Origin of the sequence: Nonomuraea sp. MG754425 (assembly GCF_021699195.1) — a bacterium.
GTDB lineage: Bacteria > Actinomycetota > Actinomycetes > Streptosporangiales > Streptosporangiaceae > Nonomuraea.
In genome coordinates this window covers 1-17784 of sequence record NZ_SSXE01000195.1, presented here as the reverse complement: position 1 = coordinate 17784, position 17784 = coordinate 1, and the positions used below count along the sequence as shown (strand labels likewise).

The following is a 17784-nucleotide window of genomic DNA, read 5'->3' as shown; positions in this document are numbered from 1 at the left end:
GGCCCCCGGCACCAGCCACCAGGACGGCCCCAGCCGCAGCCCTGCGCCCGGATCCGCGCCGCGCACCTCCCACATGGGCGCGAACGGCGCCTCCCGCAGCCGCACCCCCTCGCCGCCCGCCGCCGCGAACCGGGCCGCGAACCCGGCGGCCGGGCTCTCGGCGCGCGCCGCACCCTCGTACGCGGAGTACGGGCCCATCAGCGGCTCCCCCTCGCGGCGGGCGTTGCCCGGGTCGTAGAAGACCGGCTCCACGACGGTCACCGGGAGCGCCGAATCGCCCGACACGGCGGTGAGCCGGTCACCCGGCCCGACCTGCCTGGCCAGGGCCAGGCAGAACGTGCGGCCGAGCGCGGCGCTGCGATAGCTGGAGGTCACGTGCCCGAGCATGGGTGCCGCACCGGTCACGGGCGTCCCGGCGGCGACGAGTTGCGCGCCCTCCTCCACCAGCGCCCGCGGATCGTCGGGCAGCAGACCGACCAGCCGCTTGCGGTCGCCTCGCGCGGTGTCGGGACGGGCGTGCGAACGCTTGCCGACGAAGTCCGGCTTGCGCCGGGAGACGATCCACGACATGCCGAGGTCCTGCGGGGTGACGGTCCCGTCGGTGTCCTGGCCGACAATCGCGAAGCCCTTCTCGGCCCGCAGCACGTGCATCGCCTCGGTCCCGTACGGCACCGCGCCCAGCTCCAGCACCGCCTCCCACAGCGCCCTGCCGTACCGCCAGGGCACGTTGACCTCGTAGGCCAGCTCCCCCGAGAAGCTGATCCTGAACACCCGGCCGGGCACGCCCAGCACGCCGGTGGCCGCGTGCCGCATGAACGCCAGGTCCAGCGCCCCGGGCGCGACGGCGGCGAGGACCCGCCTGGCGTGCGGCCCGGCCACGACGACGGTCGCCCAATGGTCGGTGACCGAGGTGAACGACACGTCCATGCCGGGCCACTCCGTCTGGTGCCACTCCTCCAGCCGGTCGAGCACCGCGGCGGCGTTGCCCGTGGTCGTGGTCATGAGGAAATGGTCGTCGCCGAGCCTGCTGGTGGTGCCGTCGTCGAAGACCATCCCGTCCGCGCCGCACATCAGGCCGTAGCGGCAGGCTCCGACGGCGAGCGTGGAGTACAGGTTCGTGTAGATCCGGTCGAGGAACTCCCCGGCGTCCGTGCCCCGGATGTCGATCTTGCCGAGGGTGGAGGCGTCCATGGCGGCCACGCCGGTACGGGCCGCGCGGCACTCGCGCAGCACGGCGTCCTCCATGGACTCACCGTCGTGGGGGAAGTACCAGGGGCGTTTCCACTGGCCGACGTCCTCGAACACCGCGCCCCTCGCCACATGGGCGTCGTGCATGGCCGTCGTCCTGACGGGGTCGGACAGCGCGCCGCGGTCGCGTCCGGCGAAGGTGGCGAACGAGACCGGCGTGTACGGCGGCCGGAACGTGGTCGTGCCCACCTGGCCCGGCGCGGCCCCGAGGAGGGCGGACATGACGCCCACGACCACCGCGCCCGAGGTCCTGCCCTGGTCGGCCCCGGTCCCGGCGGTGGTGTAGCGCTTGACGTGCTCGACCGAGCGCATGCCGGTACCCGTTGCCCTGGCGAGGTCGGCCACGGTCACGTCCCGGTGCAGGTCGGCGAAGGCGGGCTGCGGCGAGTCGCTCTCGACCACCCAGAGGGCGGCCGGGGCGCGCGGCACCGGCTCGTCGCACTCCGGCACCGGCAGCCGGTGAGCGACGGGTGGGCGGCCCAGCGCGCGCCCGGCGGCCTCGGCGCCCGCCGCGTAGCCGTCGGCGATGGCCACGCGGGTGCCGTAGAGACCCCGGCAGGCCCCGGCCGAGTGCTGGGCCTGGGCGGGCACGTCCGGGACGAACGCCTGGAGGTCCGCGTCGAAGCGCAGCCGTCCCCGGGACTGGCTGAACAGGTGCACGGCCGGGTTCCAGCCGCCCGCGACGGCCAGCAGGTCGGCCTCGAAGCGCTGCCGGCCCACCTCGACGCCGTCGAGCACGCCGTCCGCGTCGCCGGTCGTGCCGGTCACTACCTGCCCGGCCATCGCACCGGGGGTGAGCGCCTCCGGGCGGGGGTCCACGACGGCGACGACGTCCACCCCGGCCGCGGCCAGGTCACGCGCGGCCTCGTACCCGGAGTCGGCGCACGCGAACACGACGGCCCGCCGCCACGGCGCGACACCGTACCGGTTGGCGTAGGCGCGGGCGGCGGAGGCCAGCATGACGCCGGGACGGTCGTTGCCGGGGAAGGCGAGCGAGCGCTCGTGCGCCCCCGTGGCCAGCACCACCTCGCGGGCCCTGATGTGCCACAGCCGCTCGCCCCGCGCCCGCCGCTCCACAGCGACCACGTAGTTGTGGTCGTGGTAGCCGACGGCGGTGGTCCGGGTGAGCACCCGTCCCGGCAGGTCCAGCCCCGCCACCCAGTCCAGCGCGGGGGCGCCGTCGAGCGTCGCCCGGGAGTCGAGCAGGTCGCCGCCCAGCCGGGGCCGCTCGTCCACGAGGATCACCCGCGCGCCCGCCCGGCCCGCCGCCAGCGCGGCGGCCAGCCCGGCGGGCCCGCCGCCGACCACGAGCACGTCGCAGTGCAGGTATCCCTTGTCGCAGCGGCGATCGTCCGGGACGTCGGGATCCACCCAGCCCTTGCCGCGCAGGCTCCACGCCTGCAGCCCGTCGCGCAGTTCGACCGCGGTGGCCGCCACCATGGGCTCCGCGTCCACTCTGACCAGGGCGTTCGGCTCCTCGGGGCCGGCGCTGAAGACACCGCGCGGGCGGCCGAGAACGGCGCTGCGGCCCACCACCCGCACCCCGTTGCGCAGCAGCGCGGCGGCCAGCGTGTCGCCCGGCTCGCCCCGCAGCGCGCGGCCGTCGAACGTGAACCTCATCGAGGAGCCTTCCTTACCTCGTGGGTGACCGTGTGCCGCTCGACGGTGAACCAGGTGCGGCAGCCGTGCACGTGGAACCAGCGCTCGTGGAACCAGCCCTTGGGGTTGTCGCGCACGAAGACGTAGGCGGCCCACTCCGCGTCGGAGGTCTCGCCCTGCGGGTAGGGGACGCCGGCCTGGCCGCCGTAGTGGAACTCGTTCTCGTCGCGGGGGCCGCAGTGCGGGCAGTCGAGGAGCAGCATCAGTGCGCCACCGCCGCCGCGCCGTGCTCGTCGATGAGCGCCCCCGTGCTGAACCGGTCCAGCGCGAACGGCTCCGCCAGCGGGTGCGGCCGCTCGTGGGCGATCGTGTCGGCGTACACCCAGCCGGCGCCCGGGGTGGCCTTGAAGCCGCCGGTGCCCCAGCCGGCGTTGACGTACAGGCCGTCCACCGGCGTGCGGCCGATGATCGGCGAGGCGTCGGGAGAGACGTCCACGATGCCGGCCCACGTGCGCAGCACCCGGACCCTGCTGAAGATCGGGAACAGCTCCAGCGCCGCCGCCATCTGCGCCTCGATCACGTGGACGCCGCCGCGCTGCCCGTAGGAGGTGTACGCGTCGATGCCCGCCCCCATGACCAGTTCCCCCTTGTGCGCCTGGCTGACGTACACGTGCACGGCGTTCGACATGACCACGCAGCCGAGCACCGGCTCCAGCAGTTCCGAGACCAGTGCCTGGAGCGGGTGCGACTGCAAGGGCAGCCGGATCCCGGCCCGCTCGGCGAGCACCGAGGTGTGCCCGGCCGCCGCCAGCGCGACCTTGCCCGCCGCGATCCGGCCGCGCGAGGTCCGCACGGCGGCCACGCGGCCGTGCTCGATCTCGAACCCGGTGACCTCGCAGCCCTGGATCAGGTCCACCCCGTAGGCGTCCGCCCGGCGGGCCAGCGCCCACGCCACGTGGTCGTGCTTGGCGATGCCGCCGCGCCGCTGGAGGGTGGCGCCCATGACCGGGTAGCGGGCGTCGCCGGACACGTTGACGATCGGGCAGAACTTCTTGACCTCGTCGGGGTCGAGCCATTCGGCGTCCACGCCGTTGAGCCGGTTGGCGTTGACCCGGCGCCGGCCCTCGCGCACGTCGCCCTGGTTGTGCGCCAGGTTGAGCACGCCGCGCTGGCTGAAGAGCAGGTCGTGGTCCAGCTCCGCGCCGAGCCCCTCCCACAGCTTCAGCGAGTGCTCGTAGATCGCGGCGCTCTCGTCCCACAGGTAGTTGGAGCGGATGACGGTGGTGTTGCGGGCCATGTTCCCGCCGGCCAGCCAGCCGCGTTCCAGGACGGCCACGTCGGTGATGCCGTGGTTCCTGGCGAGGTAGTAGGCGGTGGCCAGGCCGTGGCCGCCGCCGCCCACGATGATCACGTCGTAGGCGGGCTTGGGGTCGGGGTTGCGCCAGAGGAAGTCGGGGTGGGTCAACGCCTGATCTTCTCCATCCCGGGGTCGTACAGCGGCTCGGCGGCGACCACCGCGGGGACGCGACGGCCGAAGTATGAAATATCGACATGCGTGCCCGGCTCGGCCAGCTCGGCCGGCAACCAGGCGTAGGCGATCGGCCGCTGGACGGTGTGCCCGTAGGCGGCGCTGGTGACGTACCCGACCGTGCGCCCGCCGTGCCTGACCGGCTCCTTGCCCATGACGACCTCGGTGCTGAGCAGCGGCACCAGCCTGCGCGTGACCTCCTTGACCAGCGCGTCGCGCCCGATGAAGTCCTTGTCGTCCCTGACCGCGAAGCCCAGGCCCGCCTCGTACGGGTTGTGCTCGGTCGTCATGTCCACGCCCCAGAGCCGGTAGCCCTTCTCCAGGCGCAGGCTGTTGAACGCCGCCCGTCCCCCGGCGATCGCCAGGCCGGGGGCCCACAGCGTGTCCCAGAGCTTGAGCCCCATGTCGGCCGCCGTGTACAGCTCCCAGCCCAGCTCCCCGACGTACGAGACCCGCATCGCGAGCACCGGTACGTGCCCGACGTACCCGGACCGGCAGCCGAAGTAGCGCAGGCCCTCGTGCGACAGGTCCATGTCGGTCAGCCCCTGCACCAGCTCCCGCGCCCGCGGCCCCCAGACGCCGACGCAGCAGGTGCCCGGCGTCAGGTCGCGCACCCGCACCCCGCCGGGCGCGTGCCTGGCCAGCCAGTCGAGGTCGAGGTGGCCGTTCGCACCGACCTGGAACGTCTCCTCCTCCAGCCGGGCCACCGTGAGGTCGGACCGGATGCCGCCGTTCGCGTCCAGCAGCAGCGTGTAGGTGACGGAGCCGGGCTTCTTGTCCACGTTGTTGGTGGTCATCCGCTGCAGGAACGCCGTCGCCCCCGGCCCGCTGACCTCCAGGCGTTTGAGCGGCGTCATGTCGTAGAGCGCCACGCCCTCCCGGGTGGCGTGCGACTCGGCGGCGGCGACCGGCGACCAGTATCGGCTCGCCCACCCGTCGCGCTGCTCGACGCCCAGAAACGTCTCGGCCGCCAGGTGCCCCTCGGGGCCGCGCCGCCGTACCAGCTCCTCCAGCAGCGGCACGTTCGCCTCGAACCAGTGGGGCCGCTCCCATCCGCCCGCCTCCAGGAAGAACCCGCCGAGTTCTCGCTGACGCGGGTGGAACGGGCTGGTCCGCAGCGGCCGGGGCGAGTCCATCGGCTGCAGCGGGTGGATGATGTCGTACACCTCGACGAAGTTCTGTCTGCCCCGCTCCTCGACGAACGCGGGCGAGAGCTGCGCCTGCTCGAAGCGGTTCAGCTCGCACTCGTGCAGATCGACGCTGGAGCGCCCGTCCACCAGCACCTCGGCCAGCGCCCGCGCCACCCCGGCCGAGTGCGTCACCCACACGGCCTCGGCCAGCCAGAACCCGTCGAGGTGCGGGGCCTCGCCGATCAGCGGGAAGCCGTCGGGGGTGAAGGAGAAGACGCCGTTGATGCCGTCCTCGTACGTGGAGGCGGCCAGCGCGGGCAGCAGTTCGACCGCGTCGCGCCAGGAGGGGGCGAAGTCCTCCTCGGTGAACGCCTGCACCGAGGGCATCGTGGTGGATCTGGGGCCGATCTCGTCCTGGGCGACCGGCATGGGGCGGTGGGCGTAGGAGCCGATGCCGAGGCGGTCGCCGTGCTGGCGGACGTACAGGTCGCGGTCCTGGTGGCGCAGGATCGGGCTCTGCTTGAGCGCGCCCAGCGAACCGGTCCTGGCGTACTGGTGGGCCAGCGGCAGCAGCGGCACGCTCAGCCCGGCCATCCTGCCGATCGACGGCCCCCAGAACCCGGCCGCGCACACCACCACGTCCGCCGGGATCGTCCAGTACTCCCCTGACGTCACGACCGACACCCCGGTGACCCGCCCGCCCCGCTGCTCGATCCCGACCACGGTGTGCCCGCCCAGGAACCTGGCCCCGCGTTCGCCCGCCCGCGCCGCCTGTGTCTCGCCGCAGGCCACCGCCGCCGCCAGCCCGTCGCTCGGCACGTGGAGGCCGCCGAGCACCCGGCCGGGGCCGAGCAGCGGCCACAGCCCGGCGCACTCCTCGGGGCCGACCAGCCGCGCCTCGACGCCCCACGACTCGGCCCAGCCGTGCTTGCGGTGCAGGTCGGCCCAGCGTTCGGGGGTGGTGGCCACCTCCAGCCCGCCCACCTGCCTGAAGCAGTCCTCGCCCAGGGCCGTGTACTTCCTGACGGTGTAGGCGGCGAACTCGGTCATCGTCCTGGACGGGTTCGTCTGGAAGACGAGGCCGGGGGCGTGCGAGCTGGAGCCTCCGGCGGCGAACAGCGGGCCCTGGTCCACGACCGTGACGTCCGTCCACCCCCGTTCGGTGAGTTCGTCGGCCAGAGCGCAGCCCACGATCCCCGCTCCCACGATCACCAGACGAGGTCGGCCCATGGTGCCTCCGGTTGTTCCTTAATACGCAACACGCACCGGACTACGCAACGACCTTAAAGTCCAAGCCCTCGCGGGACAAGAGCCGTCCGGAGCGGCGAGGTCTCCCGCACGACGTACGTGACCGGGCCCGCGTCCGCGACCGCGATCTCCAGGTCCCGGGGCTGGTACGAACGCGCATATGGGGAGATCATTCGCGGCAACGTACCAGTACGCTGGCCTCGGATCACCGCTCGGGAAAGGTCACCATGGCGCAGCGGCGCTTACTCGAAGGGCTCGGCGTCACCGTCGCCGAGGAAACCGCCTACCGGTCGCTGCTCCGTCACGGGCCCGCGACGCTGAGCGAGCTCGCCGCCGAGACCGGCTCGTCGGCCGCCGCCATCCGCCGCATGCTGCCCCGGCTGGAGGACCTCGGCCTGATCTCCCGCGTCGCCGGACGGCCGCTGCGCGTCGTCGCCACCCCGCCGAACATCGCCATCGACATCCTCGTCGCGCGCCGCCAGGAGGAGATCACCCACAGCCGGGCCGCCGCCGCACTGCTCGCCACCGAGGTCGCCGAGCGCAGCGGGCCGCACCCCGAGGAGGTGCTGGAGGTGGTGACCGGCCGCGACGCCGTCGCCCGGCGCTACCTCCAGCTCGAACGCAACGCCACCCAGGAGATGCTGGTGCTGGTGCATCCGCCGTACGCGGTGGACATCAGCGACGACCGCGAGAACCGCCGCCGCGCGGCCCGCCAGGGCGCGCCCGTCATCCGCGGCATCTACAGCCCGCTGGCCTTCGAGCAGGCCGGCATGCTCGCCCACACCCGCCACGCCATCGCCGGCGGCGAGCAGGCCAGGCTCGGCCAGGTGCCGGTCAAGCTGGCCATCGCCGACGCCCGCACGGCCGTCCTGCCGCTGGTCTCCGACGAGGACAAGGCCGTCGAGTCGGCCCTCGTCGTGCACCCGTCGGCGCTGCTGGACGCCCTGGTGGGGCTCTTCGAGACGTTGTGGCGGGCCGCCGTCCCGCTGCGGCTGACGACCGACGCCCTGGAACCGGAGACGTGGCCGCGGGCCGCCGACACGGAGGTGCTCGCCCTGCTCGCGGCCGGCATGAAGGACGACGCCATCGCCAGGCAACTCGGGCTGAGCCCGCGTACCGTCCAGCGCCGTGTCCAGGTGCTGTGCGAGCGTCTGGGCGCCAGGACCCGCTTCCACGCCGGCTACCTGGCCGCCCACAACGGCCTGCTCGCTAGGTGAGCAGGATCCCGCCGTCCACCGGCAGTGTCACCCCGGTGATGTACGAGGCCGCGTCGCCCGCCAGGAAGACCGCCGCCGCGACCAGCTCGGCCGGGTCGCCCGCCCGCTTCATGACCACCCGGTCTTCGGTCATCCGCTCCAGATAGCCCGGCTTGTACTGCCCGGTCATCTCCGAGGCGAAGAACCCGGGCTCCAGGCAGTTGACCCGGATGCCGCGCCGGCCGGTCCACTGCTGGGCCAGGTCGCGGGTGAGCCCGACCACGCCCGCCTTGGACGCGCTGTAGGCCGCCTGCGGCAGCCCCGCCGTGGTCTCGCCGAGGACGCTGCCGATGTTCACGATCGACGAGCCGGGCCGCATCACGCGGGCACACGCCTGCGCCATCCAGTACGTGCCGTGCAGGTTCACCTCGATGACCTGCCGGAACTCCTCGGGCGTCTCCTTGAGCGCGGGCACGGCGGTGCCGATCCCGGCGTTGTTGATCAGCACGTCGACGGAGCCCATGGTCTCGACGGCGGCGGCCACGACCGCCGCGCAGTCCTCGGGACGCGCCACGTCGGCGGGCACGGCCAGGCACCGGCGGCCGGTCTCCTCGACCAGCCGCCTCGTCTCCTCCAGCCGATCCTTGCGCCGGGCGCAGATCACCACGTCGGCGCCCGCCTCGGCCAGGCCGCGGGCGAAGGCCACCCCGAGCCCCGCGGACGCCCCGGTGACGATCGCCACCTTCCCGTCGAGCCGGAACCGCTCCAGCACTCCAGACCTCGCCTTCCCGGCGTCCCGCGTGCGTGCGCCGTCTCCTGCCCACCGTACTGGTCGGCGGGAAGAAAGGATAAGGACGGATTCGCACGCCCGCGGCGGGCGACCGGCTAGAGGCCGTACTCCTTGACGATGCGCTCGTGCCGCTCGATCTCGACGTCGATCTCGCGGGCCAGGTCGAGCCAGGCCAGCGGATGCACCCACCGCTCGGTGGCGTCGTCGAGCAGCGCGTCGACCTCGGAGGGCGAGACGTCGGGCGGCACCGCGACCCAGCCGAACACGCCGGGCAGCCGCTCGCTGCTGGTCGGGTGGGTGACGGTGTAGTTCTCGTCGCTGTAGACCCACATCGGCCAGCCGCGCTCGGCCATGACCTCGGTGAACTCCGCCCAGTCCGCCTCGCTCGGCGCGGCGCCGTCGAAGAAGTAGCTGGTGTAACCGCCGGGCCGCAGGATGCGCACGGCGGCGAACGGCGGCACGAAGTTCTGCTGCTCCTGCGGGTCGTCCGGGACGGGCTCGAGGAGCTGCGGGTCGAAGACGACCAGGTCGCCCGCGTTGTAGTCCATGCCGCGCGGCTGCGGCAGGGCCAGCCGGGCGGTGGCCGGGCCGGTGCGGATGGACAGCACCTGGCGCTGGCCGCCGTCGGGCGCGGGCAGGATGAGCCTGATGAGGCCCATCTCCTCCTCGATGGGGCCCTCCTGGGACTTGATCGGCATGCCGATCTTGGCCGCGCCCTTGCGCACGGTCTCCCAGTCCTCGGCCGAGGTGGCCATGACGATCATGCGCCAGACGTCTTCGTCGGTCAGCTCGTCGAGCACCTCCAGCAGCACCTCGGCGCCCCTGGCGTTGACGTCGAGCTGCTGGGCGGCGCCGGACAGCAGGCGGCGGGCGTCGATCCCGGCGCCGGCCTGGATGGCGTGCTCGGCCGCGTCGGCCGTCTCCTGCCAGCGCTCGCGGGCGCTGTGCAGCCGGGCCAGCGCGACGTGCTGGGCGGCGTGCGGCAGCATCGCGGCCATCTGCTCCAAGCGCTCGTCCTGGCGGGCCTCGATGAGCAGCGTGGTCAGGTAGGCCACGTCGTCGGGCTCGGCGGTGGCGAGGTCGCCGCCGTCGACCAGCAGCTTCCAGTAGATGTCGGCGCCGGTGGCCGGGTAGCCGAGGAAGCCGAGCGTGGTGGTGTGGCGGCGGGTGGCCTCGACGTTCTCGCCGGACAGCGGGGCCAGCCAGCCGACCCACCTCTCCGGGTCGGCGTTGAAGCCGTCGGCGGCGTCGAACAGGCCCACCCGCTCCTCCAGCGGACCGGGGGCCTCGGGCTCGGCGGCGGCGTCGGCGGCGGCCCGCAGCGCGGCGATGCGCTCGCTCAGGTCGCCGCTCTCGCGCAGCTCGGCGGCGCCGGACTCGGCCAGGTCGGCCAGCAGCCTGGCCTGCCAGCCGCCCTGCCTGCCGAGGGCCAGGTCGCCGGCGATCAGCGCGAGCTCGACCCGGGCGCGGTAGGCGCCCATCATGCCGTAGTAGTCCATCCACTGGCGCAGCACCCGGCCGAGCTGCCAGGTGTTGGTGATCTGCGAGGACGTGGCCAGCTTGCCGACGGCCCGCGCCCACTCGACCCACACCCGCGGGTGGTCGCCCACCACGTCGAGGTCGGGCAGCGCGTCGACGGCCTCGGCGATCCGGCCGAGCTCGGCCAGGATCAGCGCCCGGCGCACGCCGTCGCGGTGCTCCTTGGCCACCGGGTCGTCGGCCTGGAACCCGGCCGCGGCCTGCAGCGCGGTGAGCGCGTCCTCGGCGCGGCCGGCGGCCAGCAGCGCGCGGGCGCTCTCGGCGCCCAGCTCCCAGCTCGCCTCGCGCCCGGCCGTGCGCAGCCGCTCGGTGGCGGCCTCGGCGTAGGTCACGGCCTCGCCGGCCTTGCCGGCGTCGATGAGGGCCGCGATGTGCTGGGTGGCGAGCCCGGAGAAGGCCGGCTTCTCCGGGCTCATGTCGTCGAGGTAGGCGCTGATCGTCTGCAGGCGCTCGGCCGCGTAGCCGGGGCCGTCGGTGTTGGCCCTGGCGATGGCCAGCGCCTCGACCGCGGCCGGGACGGCCGGGCACTCGCGCACGTCTTCGCGCTCGGCGAACGTCAGGAGCTGCTGTGCGTCGTCGAGGGCGACCGCGCCCTGGGCCCGGTCGCCGATGCGGCCGATCAGGTGCCAGTAGCGGGCGTAGAACTCGAGCCAGGGCAGCTCCAGGGCTTCCGCCTGCTGCGCGATGGCCGGAGCCATGACGTCGAGCTGCGGGTAACGGCCCTCATAGGCCTGTGCGGGAAGGTCTCCCAGCGCCATGGCGAGGCCGACGTTGCCCGCCTCGGAAAGCTGCTGCTGGGTTTCGCCGACCCAGGCCCAGATGTCCACGTCCATGGGGAGTCAGTCTGCCAGGTCAACGAGCGTCCCCAAAACGCAGAAGCTCGATCAGCTCGTCCGATTCGCTGTCGGTGAGGACCGAGAACACCGGCGCCATCAGGTCGTCCGTGGTTTCCTCGACGGCGACACGGCGTGCGATCACGTCGGGACCCGGCTGCGCGTACGGCTCCGGCCAGGTGAAGAACCGGGCGAGCGCGGCGCCCTGCGACTGCCCGAGCGGGGTCCCGCCGTGCTCGGCCGCGAGCGTCGCCTCCAGCGGGTGCAGCCCGGCCGCGAGCACGGCGTTGGCGTGCAGTCCGCCGCGCAGCTCGCGTACGACGTGCATGAGCTGGACGGCCCTGGCGGGCGCGTCGCCGGGCAGCGGCACGGCCCGCCAGCCCGCGAACAGCGGCGCCCCCACCGGGGACGCCTGCTCCACGACCGGCTCCAGGAGCTCGGCGATCCGGGCGCAGCCCGGGTACCCGCCGAGCTTGCGCCGGCCCCACGCGTGACACGCCTCGGCGTAGAGCTCGACGGCCCGCTCGACCGAGAGCTTGCGTCCGCCGTTCCAGCATTCCTCGACGTGCCCGGCGGGGAAGAACACGGCGACGGCGGTGACCACACCGGCGTCGCACTCGCCGAGCACGCCGCAGCGGCCTCTGAAGTAGACCTCGCGGGGGCCGAGACCGTACTCGTCGCAGATGGCCTTGGCCTCGCGGGAGACCATGAATCCGCCGCCGAACAGCCCGATCGGCGTCTTCACCTGTACGGCGGTGGTGCGTGGGTCAGCCATGTCCACCTCTCAGTTCGAAGAGTAGACCCAGCATCCCCTATCAGAACTTCATTCTGCAAGCGTCAGTTCCCCGCTGGCCACGATCACCGCCGGGCCGGACAGGTAGCTGGTTTCCTCGTCGAGGATGACCGTCAGCGTGCCGCCCAGCACCTCGACCGTCCACGTGCCGGTGACGTCGCCCGACAGGTGGGCGGCGGCGACCGCCGTGGCCATCGCGCCGGTGCCGCAGGAGCGGGTCTCGCCGGAGCCGCGCTCGTAGACGCGCATGACGGCGCGGCTGGTGCCGACCGGGTTGAACAGCTCGACGTTGACCCCCGCGGGGAAGACGCCGGTGTCGAAGCCCGGCTGGTGGGTGAGGTCGAGCTGCGCGACCGGGGCGCCGATCGCGCAGGCCAGATGGGGGTTGCCCATGTCGACGTGCAGACCGGGGTACTCGTGCCCGCCGAGCGTGGCCACGCTCTCGCCGCGGACGACGGGCTTGCCCATGTCGACCGTGATGTCGCCGTTCGGCTCGACGCGCACCCTGCGCACGCCGCCCCTGGTCGCCACCGCGAACTCCGAGCCGTGCTCCAGCCCCGCCTCGATCAGGTAGCGGGCGAACACCCGCACGCCGTTGCCGCACATCTCCGCCACGCTGCCGTCGGCGTTGCGATAGTCCATGAACCACTCGGCCGTCGCGGCCAGCTCGCTCACCTCGTGGCTCTGCTTCGTGCGCGCCACCCGGAGCACGCCGTCGGCGCCGATGCCCGCTCTCCTGTCGCAGATCTTGGCGACGAGCGCGGCCGACACATCGACCTCGCCGTCGGGATCAGGCAGGATGACAAAATCGTTCTCGGTGCCGTGCCCCTTGAGAAAGCGCATTGCAGGAGTTTATTCACACCCCTGCCCGGCCACGTGCGCCAGGGACCGCTCAAGCAGGTCGGGAGCGTCGTACGGCAGCCAGCACACCCGCGGATCGCGGCGGAACCACGACTCCTGCCGGCGGGCGAAGCGCCTGGTCAGCCTGACCGTCTCGGCCATCGCCAGCTCCTCGCTCCACTCCCCTTCCAGGAAGCGGACGACCTGGGCGTACCCGAGGGCGCGGCCGGCCGTACGCCCCTCGGCCAGCCCTTCCGCCAGCAGCCCCCGCACCTCCTCCACCAGGCCCGCGGCCCACATGCGCGCGACCCGCAGCTCGATCCGCGCGTCCAGCTCCGGCCTCGGCACCTCCAGGCCGATCTGCACGCTCGGGTAGACCGCGTCGTACGACGGCATCGACGCCGAGAACGGGCGGCCGGACAGCTCGATCACCTCCAGCGCCCGCACGACGCGGCGGCCGTTGCTCGGCAGGATCGCGGCCGCGGCGGCCGGGTCGCGCTCGCGCAGCCGCTCGTGGAGCGGGGCCGGGCCGCGCTCGGCCAGCTCGGCTTCGAGGCGGGCCCTGATCTGCGGGTCGGTGCCGGGGAAGTCCAGCTCGTCGATGGCCGCGCGCACGTACAGGCCGCTCCCGCCGACCAGCACGGGCACCTCGACGGCGTCGATGACCGCCCTGGCCAGCTTCTGGTACTCGGCCACGCTGGCCGTGACCGTCACGTCCCAGATGTCCAGCAGGTGGTGCGGCACCCCGCGCCGCTCCTCCTCCGTCAGTTTGGCGGTGCCGATGTCCATGCCGCGGTAGAGCTGCATGGAGTCGGCGTTGACGCACTCGCCGCCCAGACGGAGGGCGAGGTCGACGGCGAGATCGGACTTTCCGGCGGCCGTGGGACCCACGACGGCGATGACTGGCTGCTGAGGCACATCGACAAGTTTGCTAGAGATCGAGCAGGGTCGGTGGCAGGTACCCCTCATGGGTCAGCAACCACCGCTTGGTCTCCACGCCCTCGCCGCCGCTGAACCCGCCCAGCCCGCTGCCCGCCGCGATCACCCGGTGACAGGGCACCACGATCGGGATCGGGTTGGAGCCCATGATCGAGCCGATGCCGCGGGCGGGCACCCCCGAGCCGCTCAGCCCGGCCAGTTCGCCGTAGGTGACGGCCTTGCCGTACGGGACCTCGTGCAGCGTCTGGAGCACCCGCAGCCGTGAGCCCGACATGAGCCGCCAGTCGATCGGGGTCGTGAACGTCTTCAGCTCGCCGGCGAAATAAGCGTTCAGCTCGGCGACGGCACAGGCCGTACGATCCGCATCATGAACCTCACCCAGGTCGAGGCGGCCGGCCAGCCCGGCCCGCGAGCCCCAGCCGGACGCGACGAGCCCGATCTCGGTGACGGCCAGCACGAACATGCCCACGGGGGTGGGCACCTCGGCGAAGGAGACCGTGGTGGCCGCTGCGGTCGTCGGGGTGGTCATCGTGTCCTCACGTGAGCTCGTGGTGCTGGGCACCTCCAGCGCGGTTCCTACCCGACACCGTAACCACAACGGCTACCTTCTGCGCTGGGACGGTCAGGGCTTCCTGTTCGACCCGGGCGAGGGCACGCAGCGGCAGATGGTGCACGCCGGGCTGAGCGCCAACGACGTGCACTGGCTCTGCGTGACCCACTTCCACGGCGACCACTGCCTGGGCGTGCCGGGCGTCGTGCAGCGCATCGCCCGCGACAGGGTGCGGCACCCGGTGCGGGCACTCTTCCCCGGCTCCGGCGAGACGTACTGGCGGCGGTTGCGGCACGCCGCCGCGTTCGCCGACACGCAGGTCATCTCCGAGCATCCCGTCTCCGGCGACCTGGCGGGCGTCGGGCCGATCATCGCGCGCCGCCTGTCCCACCCCGTCGAGTCGTACGGCTACCGCGTCCAGGAGCCGGCCGGCCGGCGCATGCTGCCCGAGAAGCTGGCCGCCCACGGCATCCGCGGTCCGGAGATCGGCGAGTTGCAGCGCGGCGGCTCCGTGCGCGGCGTCACCCTCGACGAGTGCAGCGTGCCGAAACCCGGCCAGAGCGTGGCGTTCGTGATGGACACCCGGCTCTGCGACGCCGTCTTCGAGCTGGCCTCCGGAGCGGACCTGCTGGTGATCGAGACCACGTTCCTGACCCCGGAGAGCGCGCTGGCCAAGGAGTACGGCCACCTGACGGCGTTCGAGGCGGGGGTGGTGGCGGCCGACGCGGGCGTGCGCAGGCTGGTGCTCACGCACTTCTCCGAGCGGTACGGGTTCGGCGACGAGCCGTCCTTCGTCGCGGAGGTGCGGCGCAGCTTCGACGGCGAGGTGGTGACGGCGCGCGACCTGATGCGGATCCCGGTGCCGAAGCGTCAGGCCAGCCACAGCCCGGCGAGGTAGCCGACCCCGTACGGCGCGCTCGCCGCCAGCAGGCTTCCCCGGTACGTCCGCGTGCCCGCCGCGCCCGCCAGCACCTGGAGGGCGGCCCGCCCGCTCACCCACAGCCGGTCGGCCTCCCCGGGGTCGAGCGCGGCCAGCGCGGCGGGGTCGCCGGCCGCCACCGCCTCGGCGATCAGCTCTTCGTACGGCCCCGCCGCCGCGTCGTGCCGGCCCGGCGCTCCCGGGCCGAGGCAGGCCGAGCCGTCGGCCATGACCAGCAGCGCCACCCGTCCGGCGCCCTGGCCGAGCCGCTCCCCCAGGGCCTGGCACTGTTCGCCGCCGGCGTCGAAGGCCACGGACTGCAGCCCCTCGGGTGCGCCGCCTGCCTCGTCGAGGAGCAGCCGGCCGACGGTGAGCGACAGCGGCAGCACGGGCTCGCCGCGGCCCGCCGTCCGGTCGAGACCCCAGGGACGCAGGGTGCCCGCCGCGCCCGCCTCGTACGCCCGCGTCGTCTCCGCGCCGCCCACCACGACCAGCGTGTCGGGACGCGACTCCAGGAGGGCGGCGATCGCGGTGTGGCAGGCGGCGCGCAGTTGGGGCAGACCGAGCGCGACCAGCGGGGTTGACGGGCACACGGCCGCGGCGACAAGCACGGGCGCAAGCGTACGTGGCCCCGCGGCACGCCCCTCACCTGGGGCTCAGAAGGGGCTGCGGCCCTGCCCGATCCGCGCGAACAGCTCCTGGGCGAAGACGTGGGACGCCTGGTGCAGCCCGCTCCCGAAGCTGATCCGCGCCACCCCCAGCTCCGCCAGCCGCGCCAGGCCCGGCGTCGCCGGCCTGCAGTACACGTTGACCGGCCCGCCCAGCTCGCTCACCAGCGCCCGGATCTCGCCCTCGTCCGCCAGCCCGATGGGGTACACGCAGTCGGCTCCCGCCTCCAGGTAGCGCCGCCCGCGCGCGACGGCCTCCTGCCTGGACGCCGGTCCGCGCAGGTAGAGATCGACCCGCGCGTTGATCACGAGCGCGTCGCCCGCGGCGGCGCGCACCTCGGCCAGGAAGTCCGCCTGCTCCGCCGGGTCCACCATCGCGCCGCTGCCGGGCAGGGAGTCCTCCAGGTTGCAGCCGGCGGCTCCGGCCTCGGCCAGGCGTTCGACGAGTTCGGCCGGCGCGAGTCCGTAGCCGCGCTCGACGTCGGCGGTCACCGGCACGCCCTCGACGGCCCTGGCCATGCGGGCGACGGCCGCCATCATCTCCGCGACCGGGGTGCGCTCGCCGTCGTCGTGGCCGAGCACCCGCGCGACGGCGGCGCTGCTGGTGGCGACGGCGGGGAAGCCCGCCTCCCGCACGGCGCGGGCCGAGGCCGCGTCCCAGGCGTTGGGCAGGACCAGCGGGGTCCCGGGAACGTGCAGCGCGCGCAGCCGCGCCGCTGTGTCAGTGGTCATGCCCCGACGGTAGGAGGCGGGGCGGCTGCCGCTGTAGGGCCAGTGGCGCCCGCAAGCGGCAAGCCACTTCGGCTGCCGGGGTTCAGCAGCCGCTGGTCGCGCACTGGCCGGAGACCTCGCCCGCCGGGCCGTTGGCCGGGGTGTCGGCGTCGGAGGGGGTGCCGTCGCCCGCGGACTGCGGCGACTTGGTCGGGGACGTCCCGGTCGGCTTCTTGCCGTTGGTCTGGGTGGCGGGCCGGGAGTCGGTGCCCGTCGAGCCCGTGTCGGCGGGGTCGCCGCCACCGGTGCCGGGGTCGGCGACGTCGCCCATGCTGCCGTCGTCGCCGCCCGTGGGCAGGTCGTCGTCCTTGGGGGAGTCGGTGGTGGCGTCGCCCATGGTGGCTTCCTCGCCGCCCAGGTCGTCGGTGCCGGCGCTGCTCTGCGTGGCGGCGGGGCCGCCACCGCTCTGCCGCTGGGCGGCCTCGCCCGGACCGCCGGCCAGCAGGTAGCCGCCGCCGCCCGCCGCGAGCAGGGCGGCGAGCACCGACGCGGCGATGATGAGCGGCTTGTTGTTGGTCTTCTTTCGCGGACGTCTGTTTCTCTCCAGGCGGGTGTCTCCCGGCCCGGACAGAATCTCCTGACGATCCGCCTCGTTCGGATCATGCATGGGGTACGGCTCCCTGCGGTCGTATCGGGGAAAGCTCGCCGGCTTCCGCGGGTGATGGACCACACTAGCCGCAACGGCGGAATGCTCGCACACCAATCACAAAGGAATCACGACTTGTCCCCCCTTAGATCCATTTTCCCAGCTAGCCGCCTTCCCCTGGGACCCCTGGCCGGAGTAGGCGGCGTGCTCGCGACCGCCGGGCTGGGGATATTGCTGGCATTCGGCAACTCCCCCGAAGCTTCACCACAAAGTCACGGCGAATTCGATCAGGAAACCAAACTTTCCACAAGATCGAATTCGTCACCCTCGCCACTCTCGGCGTCCGACAGGACACCAACAGCGACCGCCGCTCCCGTCTCGGCCGCCTCCGTCCGTGGAACGCTCCATTTCCCGTCGCCGCACCCGGCGGGCGTGCTGCTCGCGCCCTTGTCCCCGCCCTGGATCCAGGTCGTGCCGCCCTGGGACACGACCGTCTCGCCGTCCCTGGACGAGACGATCACCGACGGAACGCTCCCGCCGCTCGACGCGGACGTCTCCGTCATCCCCTCGGCGACCGACGGCTCTCCGGCGGCGACCCGCTCCCCCG

15 protein-coding genes are annotated in these 17784 nt (G+C 73.4%); 2 read left to right on the top strand and 13 right to left on the bottom strand.

The genetic code is table 11. The features are described from left to right. From FAF44_RS43300 to FAF44_RS43285, 4 genes are all read right to left on the bottom strand, one after another. Window positions 1–2868 (bottom strand): 2Fe-2S iron-sulfur cluster-binding protein (locus FAF44_RS43300; protein WP_237109223.1); only part of this gene is annotated, 2868 nt, incomplete at its 3' end. Next, window positions 2865–3110, bottom strand: a complete 246-nt coding sequence (locus FAF44_RS43295; protein ID WP_237109222.1) for a sarcosine oxidase subunit delta — start codon at window positions 3108–3110, stop codon at window positions 2865–2867. The genes FAF44_RS43295 and FAF44_RS43300, both read right to left, overlap by 4 nt. Next, window positions 3110–4312 carry a sarcosine oxidase subunit beta family protein gene (locus FAF44_RS43290; RefSeq protein ID WP_237109221.1) on the bottom strand — a complete coding sequence of 401 codons (1203 nt, stop codon included), beginning with the start codon at window positions 4310–4312 and terminating at the stop codon, window positions 3110–3112. The genes FAF44_RS43295 and FAF44_RS43290 overlap by 1 nt, the downstream gene beginning before the upstream one ends. After that, window positions 4309–6735 (bottom strand): FAD-dependent oxidoreductase, encoded by a 2427-nt coding sequence (locus FAF44_RS43285; protein ID WP_237109220.1) that lies wholly within the window; start codon window positions 6733–6735, stop codon window positions 4309–4311. Before FAF44_RS43285 ends, FAF44_RS43290 begins: the two co-directional genes overlap by 4 nt. Window positions 6736–6980: 245 nt before the next feature. Between FAF44_RS43285 and FAF44_RS43280 the strand changes: the two genes are divergently transcribed. Beyond that, the gene (locus FAF44_RS43280) at window positions 6981–7970 is read left to right on the top strand and encodes a LuxR family transcriptional regulator (RefSeq protein ID WP_237109219.1); all 990 of its coding nucleotides are present in this window, start codon (window positions 6981–6983) and stop codon (window positions 7968–7970) included. Here the strand turns inward: FAF44_RS43280 and FAF44_RS43275 are convergent. From FAF44_RS43275 to FAF44_RS43250, 6 genes are all read right to left on the bottom strand, one after another. Beyond that, complete coding sequence (locus tag FAF44_RS43275) at window positions 7963–8721, bottom strand: SDR family NAD(P)-dependent oxidoreductase (protein WP_237109218.1); 759 nt, start codon at window positions 8719–8721, stop codon at window positions 7963–7965. The two genes, FAF44_RS43280 and FAF44_RS43275, sit on opposite strands and share 8 nt — an antisense overlap. 113 nt (window positions 8722–8834) lie before the next feature. Continuing rightward, on the bottom strand, window positions 8835–11111 hold the full coding sequence (locus FAF44_RS43270; RefSeq protein ID WP_237109217.1) for a tetratricopeptide repeat protein: 2277 nt from the start codon (window positions 11109–11111) through the stop codon (window positions 8835–8837). A gap of 19 nt (window positions 11112–11130) precedes the next feature. Beyond that, window positions 11131–11886, bottom strand: coding sequence for a hypothetical protein (locus FAF44_RS43265; RefSeq protein WP_237109216.1), 756 nt, complete (start codon window positions 11884–11886; stop codon window positions 11131–11133). 48 nt (window positions 11887–11934) lie between these two features. Next, a complete protein-coding gene (gene dapF, locus FAF44_RS43260) occupies window positions 11935–12747 on the bottom strand; it encodes a diaminopimelate epimerase (protein WP_237109215.1) in 813 nt (270 codons plus the stop codon). 9 nt (window positions 12748–12756) lie between these two features. Beyond that, entirely contained in the window at window positions 12757–13662 is a 906-nt protein-coding gene (miaA, locus tag FAF44_RS43255) for a tRNA (adenosine(37)-N6)-dimethylallyltransferase MiaA (RefSeq protein ID WP_237109214.1), read from the bottom strand. 13 nt (window positions 13663–13675) lie between these two features. Then, window positions 13676–14212, bottom strand: coding sequence for a methylated-DNA--[protein]-cysteine S-methyltransferase (locus tag FAF44_RS43250; RefSeq protein ID WP_237109213.1), 537 nt, complete (start codon window positions 14210–14212; stop codon window positions 13676–13678). Between the two features lies 1 nt (window position 14213). Here FAF44_RS43250 and FAF44_RS43245 point away from each other — a divergent pair, with 1 nt between their 5' ends. Then, window positions 14214–15131: a ribonuclease Z gene (locus tag FAF44_RS43245; protein WP_237109224.1), complete on the top strand. Its 918-nt coding sequence runs from the start codon at window positions 14214–14216 to the stop codon at window positions 15129–15131. Here FAF44_RS43245 and FAF44_RS43240 read toward each other — a convergent pair. The 3 genes from FAF44_RS43240 to FAF44_RS43230 form a co-directional block, all read right to left on the bottom strand. Beyond that, window positions 15104–15763, bottom strand: a complete 660-nt coding sequence (locus FAF44_RS43240; RefSeq protein ID WP_237109212.1) for a hypothetical protein — start codon at window positions 15761–15763, stop codon at window positions 15104–15106. The genes FAF44_RS43245 and FAF44_RS43240 overlap by 28 nt on opposite strands. Window positions 15764–15808: 45 nt before the next feature. Then, window positions 15809–16552 carry an isocitrate lyase/phosphoenolpyruvate mutase family protein gene (locus FAF44_RS43235; protein WP_237109211.1) on the bottom strand — a complete coding sequence of 248 codons (744 nt, stop codon included), beginning with the start codon at window positions 16550–16552 and terminating at the stop codon, window positions 15809–15811. Between the two features lie 82 nt (window positions 16553–16634). Continuing rightward, window positions 16635–17198: a hypothetical protein gene (locus FAF44_RS43230; RefSeq protein ID WP_237109210.1), complete on the bottom strand. Its 564-nt coding sequence runs from the start codon at window positions 17196–17198 to the stop codon at window positions 16635–16637. Window positions 17199–17784 lie beyond the last annotated feature (586 nt).

Excerpts from the sequence above, each read along its gene's own strand:
- FAF44_RS43230 (WP_237109210.1), bottom strand. The coding sequence starts at position 17,198 with ATGCATGATCCGAACGAGGCGGATCGTCAGGAGATTCTGTCCGGGCCG.
- FAF44_RS43285 (WP_237109220.1), bottom strand. The coding sequence starts at position 6,735 with ATGGGCCGACCTCGTCTGGTGATCGTGGGAGCGGGGATCGTGGGCTGC.
- FAF44_RS43250 (WP_237109213.1), bottom strand. The coding sequence starts at position 14,212 with ATGACCACCCCGACGACCGCAGCGGCCACCACGGTCTCCTTCGCCGAG.
- FAF44_RS43235 (WP_237109211.1), bottom strand. The coding sequence starts at position 16,552 with ATGACCACTGACACAGCGGCGCGGCTGCGCGCGCTGCACGTTCCCGGG.
- dapF (WP_237109215.1), bottom strand. The coding sequence starts at position 12,747 with ATGCGCTTTCTCAAGGGGCACGGCACCGAGAACGATTTTGTCATCCTG.
- FAF44_RS43270 (WP_237109217.1), bottom strand. The coding sequence starts at position 11,111 with ATGGACGTGGACATCTGGGCCTGGGTCGGCGAAACCCAGCAGCAGCTT.
- FAF44_RS43295 (WP_237109222.1), bottom strand. The coding sequence starts at position 3,110 with ATGCTGCTCCTCGACTGCCCGCACTGCGGCCCCCGCGACGAGAACGAG.
- FAF44_RS43265 (WP_237109216.1), bottom strand. The coding sequence starts at position 11,886 with ATGGCTGACCCACGCACCACCGCCGTACAGGTGAAGACGCCGATCGGG.
- FAF44_RS43280 (WP_237109219.1), top strand. The coding sequence starts at position 6,981 with ATGGCGCAGCGGCGCTTACTCGAAGGGCTCGGCGTCACCGTCGCCGAG.